Below are 15261 nucleotides of genomic sequence, written 5' to 3'. Positions count from 1 at the left end.
TAAATATGAAACGATTACAATGTATTAAAACGACTGTCGCATTTTTATGTGCCTTTGTATTGTGTGCGTCTTGTGCAAAATCGCAGGAACGAATTGTTTTGAAAAATGCTCAAAACAATGTAACATTAGGCGGTAAAACAATGAAACACGAAAAAGAAATCTTCCTTGCAGGCGGCTGTTTTTGGGGCGTCGAAGCCTATTTCGAGCGTCTTCCCGGCGTCGTGCTCACCGAAACGGGATACGCAAACGGAAAAACCGACAAAACTTCGTATTACGAATTATCCAAAACCGATCACGCGGAAACCGTCCGCATCGTCTACGATCCTACGACGATTACGCTGGAAGAATTACTTGCGCATTATTTTAGAATCATCGATCCGACTTCCGTCAATCGGCAGGGAAACGACAGAGGCCGCCAATACCGCACCGGCATTTACTATACCGATACTGCAGACGAAAAAAACGTGCAGGCATTTTTGGATTTTATGCAAAAAAAATATTCCGAACCGCTCGCTGTTGAAACGGGAGCGTTAAAAAATTTTATCCGCGCTGAAGACTATCATCAAAAATACCTCGATAAAAATCCAGGCGGCTATTGCCACATCGATTTGCGCCTCGCGGAAAAACCGCTGTACGATGAAAGCCGTTTTGCAGTACCGACCGAAGACGCGCTCAAAAAAAAGCTTTCTCCGCTGCAATACGACGTAACGCAGCGACAAGCGACCGAACGCCCCTATACGAGCGAATACGACGCTTTCGATGAAAAAGGGATCTACGTCGACATCGTAACGGGAAAGCCGCTTTTTTCTTCAACCGACAAATACGACGCGGGCTGCGGTTGGCCGAGTTTTACGAAACCTATAACGACAGATGCCGTCGGTTACGAAAAAGACACAAGTCTCGGCATGCTGCGCACCGAAGTGCATTCCCGAACGGGGGACTCTCATTTGGGACACGTGTTCGACGACGGGCCGGAAGATGCGGGCGGACTTCGTTACTGCATAAACGGAGCTTCTCTCAAGTTTATCCCCTATGCCGACATGGAAAAAGAAGGCTACGGTGACTACATACCCTATGTAAAATAAAAACGCCGCAAGTTTTTAATCGGACGGAGCCGGTCGGAAGATCCCGCCCTCCGCGGCTCACTCACGCTCGGCCTCCTCGCTCGCTTGCGCTCGCTCCGGTGGCTGCCTACGGCACCGCTCCGGCCGGGCGTAGGTTTTTATACTTTATCTTTTCGAATGCGACAAAAGGTATACAAGCCGACTGCGATTCCTTATGAGGACATAAAGCGCGGCGTTTATGCACGCTTTGTGATAGGAGACACTCACAAATTTTCGATTTCCGCTTCCGAAAGACCGGTCATAAGACGAATCTCAGAGAGCGGGTACTTGCGTTCGGCCATCAGCTTTGCCGTTTCCCGTGCTTTTTGATACGATCCTGCGGCAATACCGTCGCGTCGACCTTGTAAGAGTCCGTCTCTTCTGCCTTTGCGTATTCCCCGCTCAAAGCCGATCTTTTCACCCAGCTGTAAACTTTCTCTACGTAAGTCATCTTCATGAATATTCAACGACATATACCAGCTCCTGAACTTTTCGTTCCGTTTCGCTTTTTCGACAAGCTCATCGATCCGCTGTGTAAAACCGCTCGTCGCCCGCCTCTCGCAAAGATACTCCAACAAAGCGCTCAATTCAGGCTCATCTTCTTTACCGTAGGCACTCACATTATAAAATACTTTATACGATTTGTCATCAAGAATAATACTGCCATTCTCACTGCACACACTGCGAAACGTATACACAGGTAAGCCTTTACCGAAGGGATCCTGCGTACAGATAAAAATGACGTAGCTCTCTTTTAATTCGGCGTAACTCTGTCCCCTCAAGAGGTTATCGACATCCATAAGGCTTTGGTAATAACGCGTACGTTTGGGAAGAGAAGGCGGAAGTGACGTTTGTATTTCGATATCAAATACGCGGTCGGAATCGAAGACATAGACGTCAAAGCGTATACCCTTGCTTTCGTAAAAGGGTGCTATCGTTTTTTGCAGGGAGGGATATTCGATTTTGCCGACTTTGATATGCAAAAGCCGTTCGATGACACCCTTGCAGATCATTTTGTTCTTCATGACCGTGCCGAACATAAAGTCGTCGGTAAAGGAGAGTTCGTCGACGGGTTTATGGGTATATTCCATAGCTGCACCTTCGATTGTTGAGATAATGCGGCAAGGGAGCCGCTGACCTATATATCGTTTACAAAGTGATAAATTACGCGGTTTTTATGAAAATAACCGTAACTGCCCCGAACGGCGGTTCCGTAGCTCCTTTTCCAAAATTGCTTCAAAAAACTCCGAAATTGCAACATCTCCGCGATATATATATAGCGGAGGTATTTTATGGCAAAGCATAATCGTCGATATAAGGATTCGGTCTTTGTCGATTTTTTCGGCGAAGATAAAAACGCAAAGGCGAACTTCCTCGCTCTCTACAACGCATTGCATGAGACAGAACTTGACGCATCGGCGGAACTCGAACCGCTCCGTCTCGAACAGGTGATGTATATGGCTTTCCGCAATGACGTCGCCTGTCTCGTCGACGGAAAGATCATCGTATTGGTAGAACACCAATCTACAATCAACGCCAACATGCCGTTGCGATTTTTGCAGTATGCCGCGCGCCTCTATGAGCGCATCGAAAACCCGCGTGACCGCTATCTCCGCAGGTTGAAAAAGATTCCGACGCCGGAGTTCTACGTGTTCTACAACGGGGAAGAAGATTACCCTGAAACAGCGACATTACGTCTTTCCGATGCCTTTATGACGATGCCTGAAAAACCTGCTCTCGAAGTCGTTGTCAGCGTGACGAATATCAATTATACTAAGGGAAGTGAAATCTTACATACGTGCAAACCGCTGAAAGAATACACGCTGTTCGTAGAAGCCGTACGGCGGCATACGAAGCTCGACAGTGAAAACGGCTTTCAGAACGCGATCAAAGAGTGCATACAAAACGACATCTTACGGGAATACTTACAGCGAAAATCACGGGAGGTTATGAACATGTTGATAGCCGAATACGATTACGATGTGGACATCGCCGTGCAGCGGGAAGAAGAAAGAGAAATTGCACTACAGGAAGGCCTTTCCAAAGGCTCATATCAAGCGAAGCTCGAAACGGCACGCATATTAAAGCAATTGGGCGACTCGGCACAAAAGATAATGCAAGCTACCGGCCTCACCGAAGCGGAAATCGAACAGTTGTAAACAGAGCCGTCTCCCGCGGCAACAATTCGTCATATCTCGATTCGGCGCGCCTGCCCTGAAAACAATAATTAATAAAGCGAAAATATCACGTGTCCTCGATAAAATAATTAATAAAAGTTGTGAAAAGCGATGAAATATGTTATAATAATAAACGGCGGTTTATCCCGTCGAAGAGGAGGTTTATGATGAACAAAGTAAAATCGAACCCTGTACGTTTGTATAGGGGGGGGGGGGGAGCTCGGTAAAGCCCTTTTAAAAAAAGTACCGATTGCAGCGGCCGGCGTTTTGCTTTTTGCCGCAGCGCTCGTTTTTACAGGCTGTTCGAACGGCAGCGATTCCGGCGGCGGAACACCCAAACACGCCGTAACGTTCAGCGTAGACGGCGGCAACGGTACGATCAAAGCGACGGTCGACGGCAGCGAAATCAATTCGGGCGATACGGTCGAACAGGGCAAAATCGTCGAGTTTACCGCAATGCCGGACAATCCCGCGACGCACAACGTTGACTTTTGGTCGGTAGACACAGGTGCCTTTGAAGCGGGAACGGGAGCAAGCGAGAGCACGATTGCAAAGATAAAAGTAGTGCAGCCGGTAAGCGTAACGGTGAAGTTTAAGCTTAAAAGCGCGCCGCCGACAAAGTACGCGGTAACCTTCGGCGTAGAAGGCGGAAACGGAAAGCTCACAGCAAAGGCGGACGGAGGCACGGAAACGGAGACGAGTCCCGTAAACGTCGAAAAGAACAAAACCGTAACCTTTACGGCGACGCCCGCTGCAAATCACAAAGTAAAAGAATGGAAGGTAGACGGCGCCGTTATAAGCAATACGACGACTACCCATACCCTCATCGTAACAAAGGCGGCAGATGTCAAAGTGAGCTTCGAAGCGCTTCCGGCAGGCCAAGCTTCGTATACGGTAGAGCACTATCGGGAAAAAACGGACGGCACCTACCCTGCAGAGCCGACGGAAAGCGAAGACAAAAGCGGCACGGCGGGAGACCCCGTCGTATACACGCCGAAAGCCTACGAAGGCTTTACCTACAAATCGAACCTCACCGAAATAAACGGCACCGTGCAGGAAAACGGCACGATAGCCGCCGACGGCAGCACTGTTATAAAACTCTATTACGAGCGCAAAACGGTAAACGTAACTTTTAAACTTGCAGGCGGTAACATTGCAGGCGATACGGCCGATGTCGTAAAAACAGGCAAATACGGCACGGCATTGGAAGCTCCCGTCGATCCCGTACAAGCGGGTTTCGTTTTTAAAGGATGGACTCCCGCGCTGCCTGCACCGCTCGTCTTCCCCGCTTCGAATGCGGAATACACCGCAAACTGGGCGCAGCTTTATACTATCGATTTCGGCGTGGACGGCGGAAACGGTACGCTTACAGCCGAAGTTGACGGTACGGAAATCCATTCGGGCGATACGGTCGAACAGGGTAAAACCGTTGTCTTTACCGCAGAGGCTGATCTCGGCTATGCGGTGGAAAAATGGACGGACGGAGGAACGCCCATCGCCGCGGCGGGAGCAAACGCAACGTACAGCCATACCGTAACGGAAGATGCAGACATCGCCGTGCACTTTAAAACCGTCCCCGTCGACGTGTACGTTACGGGAACAAGCGGCGGCAAAGGCTATGTGTGGAAAAACGTCGCGCCTACTCAACTGAGCGCGCACGAAGCTGCCCCCGGCGAAGTATCTCCGTATGCAGTGCGTTCCCTTGGGAAAAACGTATACATTACAGGTAAGGAAAATGTCAGCGGTGCTACTCGGCCGCTCGTGTGGAAAAAAGACGGCAGCCTGCACTGGATCAGCAAGTACCGGTGGTCTGATGCGTATGACATCACCTTTTATAAGGGAAAAACCTTTGTTGCGGGCAAAATGTATGACTTCACCGATGAAGGTGCAAGCATTACCGATATCAGCGACCCCGAAAACCCTACCGTAACCTTTTTATGTAAAAAAACACCCCAGATGAGCGCGCACGCCCGTGCGCTGTGCGCCGGCACCGGCAAGTTGTATGCGGCAGGCCATAAACGTGACAACGATACCCTGAAAGATACCGTCTTTTTATGGACAAAACCCGATGCGGGCACGGTGAGCGAATTGGAATTGGGGCTTGTAGGCACTTATACCGACATTCCCTACGGCGTATGTACGGCGGGCTCTTCGGTCTATGTTGCCGCAAGAAAGTTATGGAAAGTAGACGATGCGACCGTTACCCCGATTACCGTTCCCGAAGCCAACGGGGTCTATGCCCTGTGCGTGTGTAACGGCACCGTCTATGCCGCAGGACAGACGAACGGTGAAGCTGCCGTATGGAAAATCGAAGGGATAAATGCGTCGCTTCACAAAAAGCTTTCAACCGTTTATAGCGCTTCTCTTGCGCTGTGCGCTGGCCGCGATGACTTGTATGCCGCAGGTTTTTATGAGGATACCGACAACAAGTACAAACCTGTGTGGTGGCACATTGCAGCAGACCTTAGCGTTACCGAACACAAACTCGGCACCGACGAAGGCGAAGCGCTCGGCATTTGCGTTGCACCGCAGGAGTAATAATTGAGCACCGCCCAAACCTCCGGTTTGGGGATTCCAAAGGGGTGTCCCCTTTGGCAGTGCGAGGAAGAAGGATGGGGTTATAGGGGCAGGGAGAAACCCCTGCCCTGAACGGGGGTGTCGCCCTGCCCCTGTTTTATTACAAATTGAAAACGGATTGACCGCTCTCAACTCGGACAAAGTTCCGGCTTGGGGGCGGTTTTTTTGTGTGCGGGATGAGCTCAATGCTCAAAACGCCTCGCGTCCGGCACCTCTCTCGCCGCCGGTTTTCCCCGCCAACTACGGCGGAACAATAATTGCAAAAACTTTTCCCTTTTGTTCCTATTTTTATTACGCGACGGGACAAAAAAGGTTATAATAAATGCGGAAGCTTTTAGGAAAGCCGAGAATAAAGAACTCAAAGGCTTTTTGGAGTATGTCAAAACCGGGACGGCGAATACGGAGTATACAGGGAGGATAGAAACGATGATACAGGCAGTAAAACAGAACGAACAGGCGCGGCAGGAATACCGCTTTATGTCGGGGTTTGAAATGGATGCCCGGGAAGAGGGCATACAGCAAGGTTTTGCCGACGGATCGTACCGAAAAGCTCTTGAAACGGCGAAGATACTGAAACAGCTCGGCGATTCCGTTCAAAAGATAATGCAAGCTACCGGCCTTTCTAAGGAAGAAGTAGAAGCGATTAATTAATTGGTAATTGGTTTCGATAATTACAAATTAAAATAATCGGCCGCTCTCAAGAAAGAAGCGTATAATAAAATAAAAAAGGCGGAACGCGAGGCATAGGAAACACACGAAAATCCTGCGCGGGGAACTTCGCACTTCGTGCTCGTTGCAAGGTTGCGCGGGGAACTTCGCACTTCGTGCTCGTTGCAAGGCACGGAGGCCGTGTCGTATTTTTGCAAAACAGTCGCGTATTTTTGCTGCGCAAAAATACGGTAGTGAGCGCTGCACGGATGCTGCGCGAACGACCACTGCTCGAAATCGCTCGTTCTTTACTTTTTTCCCTTTTTTTGCTATATTAAAATATCAATTTTTTCTATAATATATACAAATATACTGAAAATCATCAAAGGTAAAGCATGAGTCAATCACCGGAAAATTATTCAGCGGGCAGCATTCAAGTTTTAAAAGGTCTCGAAGCGGTGCGCAAACGGCCGGGTATGTATATCGGTTCGACCGGGCCGCAGGGACTTCATCATCTCGTATATGAAGTCGTAGACAACAGTATCGACGAAGCGATGGCAGGTTTTTGCGACCGGATCATCGTTGCCCTCGAAAAAGACGATATCGTACGCGTCGAAGACAACGGGCGCGGTATTCCCGTCGGTATGCATCCGACGGAGCACGTGAGCGCGCTGGAACTCGTTTTAACGCGTCTGCACGCCGGCGGCAAATTCGACAAAGGCGCGTACAAAGTTTCCGGCGGTCTCCACGGCGTCGGCGTCAGCTGCGTCAACGCGCTTTCCTCATGGATGGAAGCGACGATCGATTCCGACGGCAAACGCTGGTTTCAGCGGTACGAAATCGGTGTACCCAAGACGAAAGTGCAGGAAATCGGGCCGATCGACCGACACGGTACGCAGATACGCTGGAAAGCCGACAAAACGATTTTTACCGAAACGACGACATACGATTTCGACGTGCTTGCAAAGCGCTTGCGCGAACTCGCGTTTTTGAACAGCGGCATTACGATCGTATTCCGCGACGAGCGGCTCGAAACGCCGAAAGAGGTCGTCTTTAAATTTGACGGCGGCATCCGCCACTTCGTATCTTATCTCAACGAAGGGAAAAACGTCATTCCAGCGGAACCGGCGTTTATCGAAGGCGAAGACAACGGCGTTATGACCGAACTCGCGCTCCAATACAACGACGGCTATAACGAAACGATTTATACTTACGTCAACGATATCAATACGGTTGAAGGCGGAACTCACCTCGACGGCTTTAAAATCGCGCTGACTTTTGTACTCAATAAATTTTTGGAAGCGAATCAAAAACTTTCCAAAAAAATGGACGAAAAGCTCACCGGCGAAGACGTCCGTGCGGGCATTACCGCCGTTTTATCGCTCAAAGTGCCCGAACCGCAGTTTGAAGGGCAGACAAAAACGAAGCTCGGCAACAGCGAAGTGCGCACGATCGTTGATTCCCTCATCAAAGAAAAATTGACGCTCTTTTTCGAACAGCATCCGCAGGATTTGGAAAAGATCCTCGAAAAAGCGGTCGGAGAAGCGAGCGCGCGGATCGCGGCTCGGCGGGCAAAAGAAGCGACGAGACGTAAAAGCGGTCTCGACAGTTTCGGTCTTCCGGGCAAACTTTCCGATTGTTCGTCGAAAGATCCCGCCGAATGCGAAGTGTACATCGTTGAGGGCGATTCCGCAGGCGGTTCGGCCAAAAAAGGCCGCGATTCGAAGCGGCAGGCCATCCTTCCGCTGTGGGGCAAAATGCTCAACGTCGAAAAGACGCGGATCGATAAAGTGATCAACAACGACAAACTCGAACCGGTTATCGCGTCTTTGGGCGCCGGGATCGGAAAAGATTTCGACATATCGAAACTCCGCTATCACAAGATAATCATCATGGCCGATGCCGATGTCGACGGTTCGCACATCCGCACGCTGCTGTTGACTTTCTTTTTCCGCTATATGCCGCAGATCATCGAAGACGGCTATGTGTATCTTGCGATGCCGCCGCTGTACAAAGTGAGCTGGAATAAAAAAGAGTGGTACGTATACGACGACAACGAAAAAGCTGAAGTTTTGAAGCAGCTCGGCGACAATGCGGTAAAGGCTTCCGTTCAGCGCTACAAAGGTCTCGGCGAAATGGACGGTACGCAGCTGTGGGAAACGACGATGGATCCCGCGAGACGAAAAATGAAGCGTGTGACGATTCCCGATGTCGTCGCCGCCGATAAAATGTTCAGCGTGTGTATGGGAGAAGCGGTTGAACCGCGCCGCAAATTTATCGAAGAAAACGCCGTTTACGCCAATTTGGACGTTTGACGTTTTGCGCTTGTTATCCGCCGGCTCGATCGCTCGCAGCTCGTGCTTTCGGCGGCAAAACGCAAGCATAATGACCCGATAAAATCAATAAGGATTGCAATTATGGAAGAGATACAAACACCGGAAGGCGGTACGCTGATACCGATTCCTATCGATGCGGAAGTCAAACAGGCGTATATCGATTATTCGATGTCGGTCATCACGAGCCGCGCGCTCCCCGACGTCCGCGACGGATTAAAACCCGTTCACCGCCGCATATTGTACGCGATGGACGAACTCGGTCTTCGAAGCAGCGGTGCGACGAGAAAGTGCGCGAAAATCGTCGGAGACGTGCTCGGTAAATTCCACCCGCACGGAGATGCTTCCGTCTACGACGCGATCGTTCACTTGGGTCAGGATTTTTATCTGCGCTATCCGGTGATTACGCCGCAGGGAAATTTCGGTACGATTGCCGGAGACCCCGCTGCCGCATACCGCTATACCGAAGCGAAGATGGCAAAGCTCGCCGAAGAGATGGTCGCGGACATAGACAAAGATACGGTCGATTTTGTTCCGAACTTCGACGAAACGGCAAAGGAGCCGACCGTACTCCCGTCGAAACTGCCGTATCTGCTCGTGAACGGTGCGTCCGGCATCGCAGTCGGTATGGCGACGAATATGCCGCCGCACAATCTCCGTGAAATCGCGTCGGCCGTATCGGCCTATATCGACAATCCCGACATAACGATAGAAGAATTGAGTAAAATCGTGCGCGGCCCCGATTTTCCGACCGGCGGCATTATCTTCGGGAGAGGCGGCATCAAACAGGCGTACAAAACGGGTCGCGGTAAAATAATCGTGCGCGGCCGGTTCAATATCGAAACGGCGAAGGGCGGCCGAGAGTCGATTATCTTTACGGAAGTGCCCTACGGTGTAAATACGAAAGTGCTGTGCGAACGCATCGGCGAACTCGCGCGCAACAAAGATATCGACGGTATAACCGGCATAAACGACGAAAGCTCCGACCGCACCGGTATGAGGATCGTCATCGATTTGAAGCGGGGTGCAATTACGAAAATCGTATTGAATCAGCTGTTTACGAAGACGGCGCTTCAATCGAATTTCGGCGTTATCAACCTCGCGCTCGTCGGCGGGCGGCCGCAGATACTCACGCTCAAACAGCTTGTACAGCATTTTGTCGAACACCGCGATCAGGTCGTCACGCGCCGTACGCAGTTCGAACTCAACAAAGCGCTCGCGCGTGAGCATATTTTGCAGGCGCTTATCGTCGCGATCAACAATATCGACGAAGTGATCAAAATAATCCGTGCGAGCCGCGATACCGAAGAAGCGAAAAACAATCTCAAAAAGCGTTTCGATTTCGACGACGTGCAGGCGCAGGCGATCGTCGATATGCAGTTGAAACGCCTCACACACCTTGAAATCGACGATCTGAAAAAAGAGCTTGCGGAACTTGAAGCGCTTATCGCACACTTACGCGATCTCCTTGCGCATCACGAAAAGCTGCTTGCGCTTGTCAAAACGGAAACGAACGAACTTGCCGAAAAATACGGCGACGACCGCCGCACCGATATCGTTGCGGATGAAATCGAAGAGATCAACGTCGAAGACATGATCAAACAGGAAGACGTCGTTATCCTCGTTTCAAAGCTCGGCTATATCAAGCGGCTTGCCGCGACGCAGTATAAAAGTCAGGGGAGAGGCGGCAAGGGCAGCTTCAGCGCAAACCTCGTCGAAGACGATTACATCAATCAGATTTTTATCGCATCGACGCACGACTGTATCATGTTTATCACGAACGAAGGAAAAGCGTATTGGATAAAAGTCCACGAAATTCCCGAAGCGTCGAAGATGAGCCGCGGTTCGCACATCAAAAGCCTGCTCGCCGTTTCCGCCGACGAAGAGATTACGACGACGGTGACGGTAAAAGAATTCAGCGGAGATAATTACGTGCTCATGGCGACGACGAACGGCGTCGTCAAAAAAACCGCACTCAGCGATTTTGCAAACGCAAAGACGAAGGGCGTTATTGCGATCAGACTCGACGGCGGCGACAAGCTCGTCAGCGCGATTTTGACCGCCGGCAAAAACGACGTATTTTTCGTTTCACGCAGAGGCAAAGCGCTCCGCATATCGGAAGACGACGTGCGGCCGATGGGGCGGGCGAGCCGCGGAACGCGCGGTATGAAACTTGCCGAAGGAGACGAAATCGCGGCGGCCGTGCGGGCGGAAGCGGGTAAGAGCATCATGCTCGTCACCGAAAAAGGCTTCGGCAAGCGCATCAATCCCGAAGACTTCAAATCGCACGGACGCGGTACCGGCGGCCAGCGGTGCTACGGCAATACCGAAGAGCGCGGCGAAATAATCGGCGCCCTTGCCGTCGCCGACGGAGATGAAGTGCTGTGTATTACGAGCCAAGGGAAAACGCTTCGGGTTGCGGCAGGCGATATCAAAGAGCAGGGCACTGCTTCGACGGGGGTTTCCGTCGTAAAAGTCGACGCACCCGATTATTTGGTCGGCATCGACCGCGTAGCCGATGAAGAAGCGGATAAAGACGATACAAAAAACACGTAGTCGTATGTATTTTGTTATAATACAAAGAAATAGACGGTTTTGTCGGAGTCGATTTTTTTAAGAAATTTCGTATTTTTTTTAAGAATATGCTGACAAAAATGCAACATTGCCGTATAATGAGATAATACGGGACAACCGATGTTGCGCATTTTATACGGTTGCGGGTGGTCATCAGGCAAGAGCCGGATCGCGGAAAGCGATCCGGCTCTCTTTTTTTTGTTTAAGGGTTTTTGGTATTGCCGATGCGGCCGCCGCTTTCCGCGAATTCAAAATACAGCGCAAACCTGTGAACTCGGAACGATTGTAATACTTGCAGGGTTTTCAACAATGGGCATAACTTGTGGAAAAACCTTGCCTGCCGCTTGATGTTTCACGTGAAACACACTCTGCGCTCTGAGACTGCTGTGGGACGGGTAAAGCGCATTTGCAGTGATACCTGCCGACCGTCGGAGATTCGAATCGGTATTCGGCCGATATGTTTCACGTGAAACAATTGAAAAAGCAAACGCGATAATACAAAGTTAGGAGTGAATGTAAGATCGAAGGTTAAAAAACACTGCGGGCGGAACAAAGCTTTCGGCAGGCACAGGGTAGGGTAATTTTATAAAAAATATAGAAGAACTTTCGGTATGCGGTAAACTTTACCGATATTTTGATCGGCGTGTCAGATGTTTCACGTGAAACAAAAAACTTATCCACAGCTTTTCAACAATGTGGATAACTAACGAACGGTTGTTTGTATGTCTGCAAACGGACCTTTGTTTATTCCGTTGCTGCCGTCGGTTGGCCAAAAACTGTAAGCCTACCGGCTTGTTCTGAAAGGAAATTTATCATAGTATCCGCCAAAGCGGATCGCAAATCGATTTTTTGAAAGTTTCCTTGATTTAGTATTCGGCTGTATTTTTTATTATATATAGTGTATGCTTACTGCGATGAGGATTTTTTCAACGGGCGATACTATATGTATCATATCGTTTATACCCGGTATGATCGGATTGCTTTTGATACTTGTCGGCTTGATTCTATTGCTTGTTCGAGCCGTTCGCAAAAAAATAAGTGGGGTGCAAAGACCCAAAAAGAAAGCCGTAAAATGTATTGTGATCGGCATAATTTTTGTAGTGCCTCTTTTTATCGGGATAATCTACGATGAAAATATTCAGCCTGTCATCGATGCGGTAGTATTCAAATCGACTCGAGGACCGCTGCTTCCGGCAATAGAGCGGATAGATAAATCCCGCGTTGCCCGTCTCCTTGAAAAAGGTGCGGCCGTCAATTATGTGTCATGGGACGGTGCGACTCCTTTGACGGCCGCATGCGTCATAGCGCGGCGGCGTGACAAGCTGACGAAAAAGCAGCTCGACGATATAATGGAAATTATAAGACTTTTAATACGATTCGGCGCAGATATGGAATTGCGTCCTGACGAAAAAATCGGAAGAGGTCACGCAACCCCTTCTCCGAAAAGCATCAAGTACATCAATCGCGCCGTTCAATCGCGCCTCGACAGTTACACAACCCCCTTACAAGGAAGCATTAGGTACGGCAATAATGATGCGCTCGTAGAGCTGCTGTTGAAATCGGGTGCCGATCCGAATAACGGACGTACTAATAGTCCGTTATCGATCGCCGTATATTACAATATGGAATACGCAGAGATGCTCGTCCGGTACGGGGCAGATGTCGAGCGAGCTCTTTTTTACGTTTGCAAAGATTCCCATTCTTACAATGAATTGTATATCGACGATTTGCCGAGCGTTATACGGTATTTGTGTGTTCATTTCGGCGCCGATAAAAATGCTGTGGACGCCAAAGGAAACCGTCCGTACGACATAGTAAAAAAGCAGTATCTTGAAGATGAAAACGCTTTTCCCGAAAAACTCAAGCAATGTAACGACGAGGGTGAACGTCAAAAGCTGCAGGAGCAGTTCGAAAAAAAACGGAAAATCTACGAAAAAACACTCGCGCTGTTACAGTAAACGTTTTTTTATATTTCCCAGCGGTGTTTTTCCAGATCGACGCAGGTGTCGTTTTTGAACGCAACGCCTTCGGCAAGCAGGCGATCTTTTTGCTCGGGAAAATTCGGCGCGATGCGGCCCGAATGATTGACGACCCGGTGGCACGGATAGTCGCCGTAATCTTCGGCGCGGCTCAGCACTTTTCCCACAAGACGCGCGTTTTTGTCCCTGCCGATGAGGCGTGCGATTTGCCCGTAGCTTGCGACCTTGCCATCGGGGATTTCTTCGACCGCCGAAAGGATTTCGTATACCAAATCTTCCGTTACGATTTTCCGCATGGCGAATGTTCCGTTTATATGATTTGCAAAAATTCAGCCGGCGTATAAACGGCAATTTTAGAAGCAAGAAAATCAACGATGATATTCGTATCAAGTAAGACTTTCATATTTTTTCAATATGGCGTTGCCGACCTCCCGTTTGTAATCGATATCGGCAGGCAAGCAACCCGTATAGTTTAATAATTTTTGAAATGCGTCGGATTTTGCTTTTTTAGAAGACGGATCCGATACGCCGTTTTGAGATGTTTTTGCTTTGAAGAAAAGATATTCGACGTAATCCTGCACTTCTCTTTGCAGTTTTTTTGGAAGCGAATCGTATTGCTGTAAAAACATATCGCTCATGGAATACATCCTCTTTTTAATTATATCACGGTTTTTTAAATTTTATAAGACGTTATCCCAAAAACCGTCAATAACTATCATTGTTACGATTTTCCGCATGATGAATGTTCCAAAAGCACTTTTAATAATCGTTCGACCTGCTCGTCCGTCGTTGCCCAGCTTGTCGCAATGCGGACGACAGAGTGCGCTTCATCCGTTTTTTCCCAAAAAGAAAGACCGATTTTTTCAGAAAGCAGGGCGTAGTTTTCGTTTTTCAAAACGATAAAAATTTGATTTGTCGGGGAGGCGAAATACTGCCGGAAACCGTAGGCATCGAGGAATGAGCGGATTTTGTCTGCAGCGCGGATCGCGTTGCTTCCGATACGGAAGTACAGGCCGTCTTCAAAAAGCGTTTCAAATTGAACGCCCAAAAGCCTGCCTTTTGCAAGAAGTGCGCCGTGCTGTTTTATCGTCGTTATAAAATGAGGCAAACGGTTTTTATCGGGAATAACGAGCGCTTCGCCGAAAAGAGCGCCGCACTTTGTCCCGCCTATGTAAAAAGCGTCCGAAACGGCCGCAAGGTCGGAAAGCGTTACGTCGTTTTTCGGAGATGAAAGCGCATAAGCAAGCCGCGCTCCGTCGATGTAAAACGCAAGCGCATATTCGCGGCATAGGGCGGCAATATCGGAAAGTTCCTTTTTCGAATAAAGCGTGCCGCATTCGGTCGGCTGGGAGATATAAACCATACCGGGCTGAACCGCGTGCGCTCTATTTTCATCGGCATAAAAATCGTGCAGATACCGCTTGAGCGTTTCGGCCGAAAGCTTTCCCGCCTCTCCTGCAAGCGTGAGCACTTTGTGGCCGCCTGCTTCGATTGCGCCGGCTTCGTGTACGGCGATGTGTCCCGTGTCAGCCGCGATGACTCCTTCGTACGGGCGCAAAAACGCGTCGATGACCGCTGCGTTCGTCTGCGTTCCGCCGACAAGAAAATGAACGGCGGCATTCGGACAGCCTGCAGCTTTTCGTATCAGATTCCGTGCGCGTTCGCAGTGTTCGTCCGTTCCGTAGCCGGAAGTTTGCTCCGTATTCGTTTCCGCGAGGCGCTGCAAAATTGCCGGATGAGCACCTTCCAAATAGTCCGATGCAAAATTCGGTTTGTTTTCGGTTTGCATAGCGGGTGTATAGTATCACAAAAGCTTTGCAAGGGCGAGAGCGGTGTTGACGTTGCGTATCGTTATATCTTTAAAAAAATC

The 15261-nt window shown here is 49.6% G+C and carries 10 protein-coding genes and 1 pseudogene; 7 read left to right on the top strand and 4 right to left on the bottom strand.

Annotated elements, in window-relative coordinates; translation table 11 throughout:
- Positions 1 to 5: 5 nt before the first annotated feature.
- Positions 6 to 1085: a peptide-methionine (R)-S-oxide reductase MsrB gene (gene msrB, locus IZU26_RS10335; protein ID WP_433278846.1), complete on the top strand. Its 1080-nt coding sequence runs from the start codon at positions 6 to 8 to the stop codon at positions 1083 to 1085.
- Positions 1086 to 1327: 242 nt separating this feature from the next.
- Here the strand turns inward: msrB and IZU26_RS10330 are convergent, their stop codons facing one another.
- Positions 1328 to 2194: an Rpn family recombination-promoting nuclease/putative transposase gene (locus tag IZU26_RS10330; protein WP_433278844.1), complete on the bottom strand. Its 867-nt coding sequence runs from the start codon at positions 2192 to 2194 to the stop codon at positions 1328 to 1330.
- 201 nt (positions 2195 to 2395) lie between these two features.
- Between IZU26_RS10330 and IZU26_RS10325 the strand changes: the two genes are divergently transcribed.
- The 6 genes and pseudogenes from IZU26_RS10325 (at position 2396) to IZU26_RS10300 (ending at position 13370) form a co-directional block, all read left to right on the top strand.
- Positions 2396 to 3262 (top strand): Rpn family recombination-promoting nuclease/putative transposase, encoded by an 867-nt coding sequence (locus IZU26_RS10325; protein ID WP_433278842.1) that lies wholly within the window; start codon positions 2396 to 2398, stop codon positions 3260 to 3262.
- Positions 3263 to 3547: 285 nt separating this feature from the next.
- Positions 3548 to 5818: an InlB B-repeat-containing protein gene (locus tag IZU26_RS10320; RefSeq protein WP_433278840.1), complete on the top strand. Its 2271-nt coding sequence runs from the start codon at positions 3548 to 3550 to the stop codon at positions 5816 to 5818.
- A gap of 330 nt (positions 5819 to 6148) precedes the next feature.
- A pseudogene (locus tag IZU26_RS10315) lies at positions 6149 to 6508 on the top strand (hypothetical protein); the annotation flags it as partial.
- 392 nt (positions 6509 to 6900) lie between these two features.
- Positions 6901 to 8820 carry a DNA topoisomerase (ATP-hydrolyzing) subunit B gene (gyrB, locus tag IZU26_RS10310; protein ID WP_433278838.1) on the top strand — a complete coding sequence of 640 codons (1920 nt, stop codon included), beginning with the start codon at positions 6901 to 6903 and terminating at the stop codon, positions 8818 to 8820.
- A gap of 102 nt (positions 8821 to 8922) precedes the next feature.
- Positions 8923 to 11394: a DNA topoisomerase (ATP-hydrolyzing) subunit A gene (gyrA, locus tag IZU26_RS10305; RefSeq protein WP_315602285.1), complete on the top strand. Its 2472-nt coding sequence runs from the start codon at positions 8923 to 8925 to the stop codon at positions 11392 to 11394.
- Positions 11395 to 12491: 1097 nt separating this feature from the next.
- On the top strand, positions 12492 to 13370 hold the full coding sequence (locus IZU26_RS10300) for an ankyrin repeat domain-containing protein (protein WP_433278836.1): 879 nt from the start codon (positions 12492 to 12494) through the stop codon (positions 13368 to 13370).
- 8 nt (positions 13371 to 13378) lie between these two features.
- Here the strand turns inward: IZU26_RS10300 and IZU26_RS10295 are convergent, their stop codons facing one another.
- From IZU26_RS10295 to IZU26_RS10285, 3 genes are all read right to left on the bottom strand, one after another.
- Positions 13379 to 13687 (bottom strand): MGMT family protein, encoded by a 309-nt coding sequence (locus tag IZU26_RS10295; RefSeq protein ID WP_433278835.1) that lies wholly within the window; start codon positions 13685 to 13687, stop codon positions 13379 to 13381.
- Between the two features lie 90 nt (positions 13688 to 13777).
- Positions 13778 to 14029, bottom strand: a complete 252-nt coding sequence (locus IZU26_RS10290) for a hypothetical protein (protein ID WP_277055473.1) — start codon at positions 14027 to 14029, stop codon at positions 13778 to 13780.
- A gap of 83 nt (positions 14030 to 14112) precedes the next feature.
- Positions 14113 to 15180: a threonine aldolase family protein gene (locus IZU26_RS10285; RefSeq protein WP_433278833.1), complete on the bottom strand. Its 1068-nt coding sequence runs from the start codon at positions 15178 to 15180 to the stop codon at positions 14113 to 14115.
- Positions 15181 to 15261: the final 81 nt, after the last annotated feature.

It is taken from the genome of Treponema sp. SP13, from assembly GCF_050938355.1.
GTDB lineage: Bacteria > Spirochaetota > Spirochaetia > Treponematales > Treponemataceae > Treponema_D > Treponema_D socranskii.
Note: the sequence above shows the minus strand (reverse complement) of the source record. Positions and strands in the feature narration are given on the sequence as shown.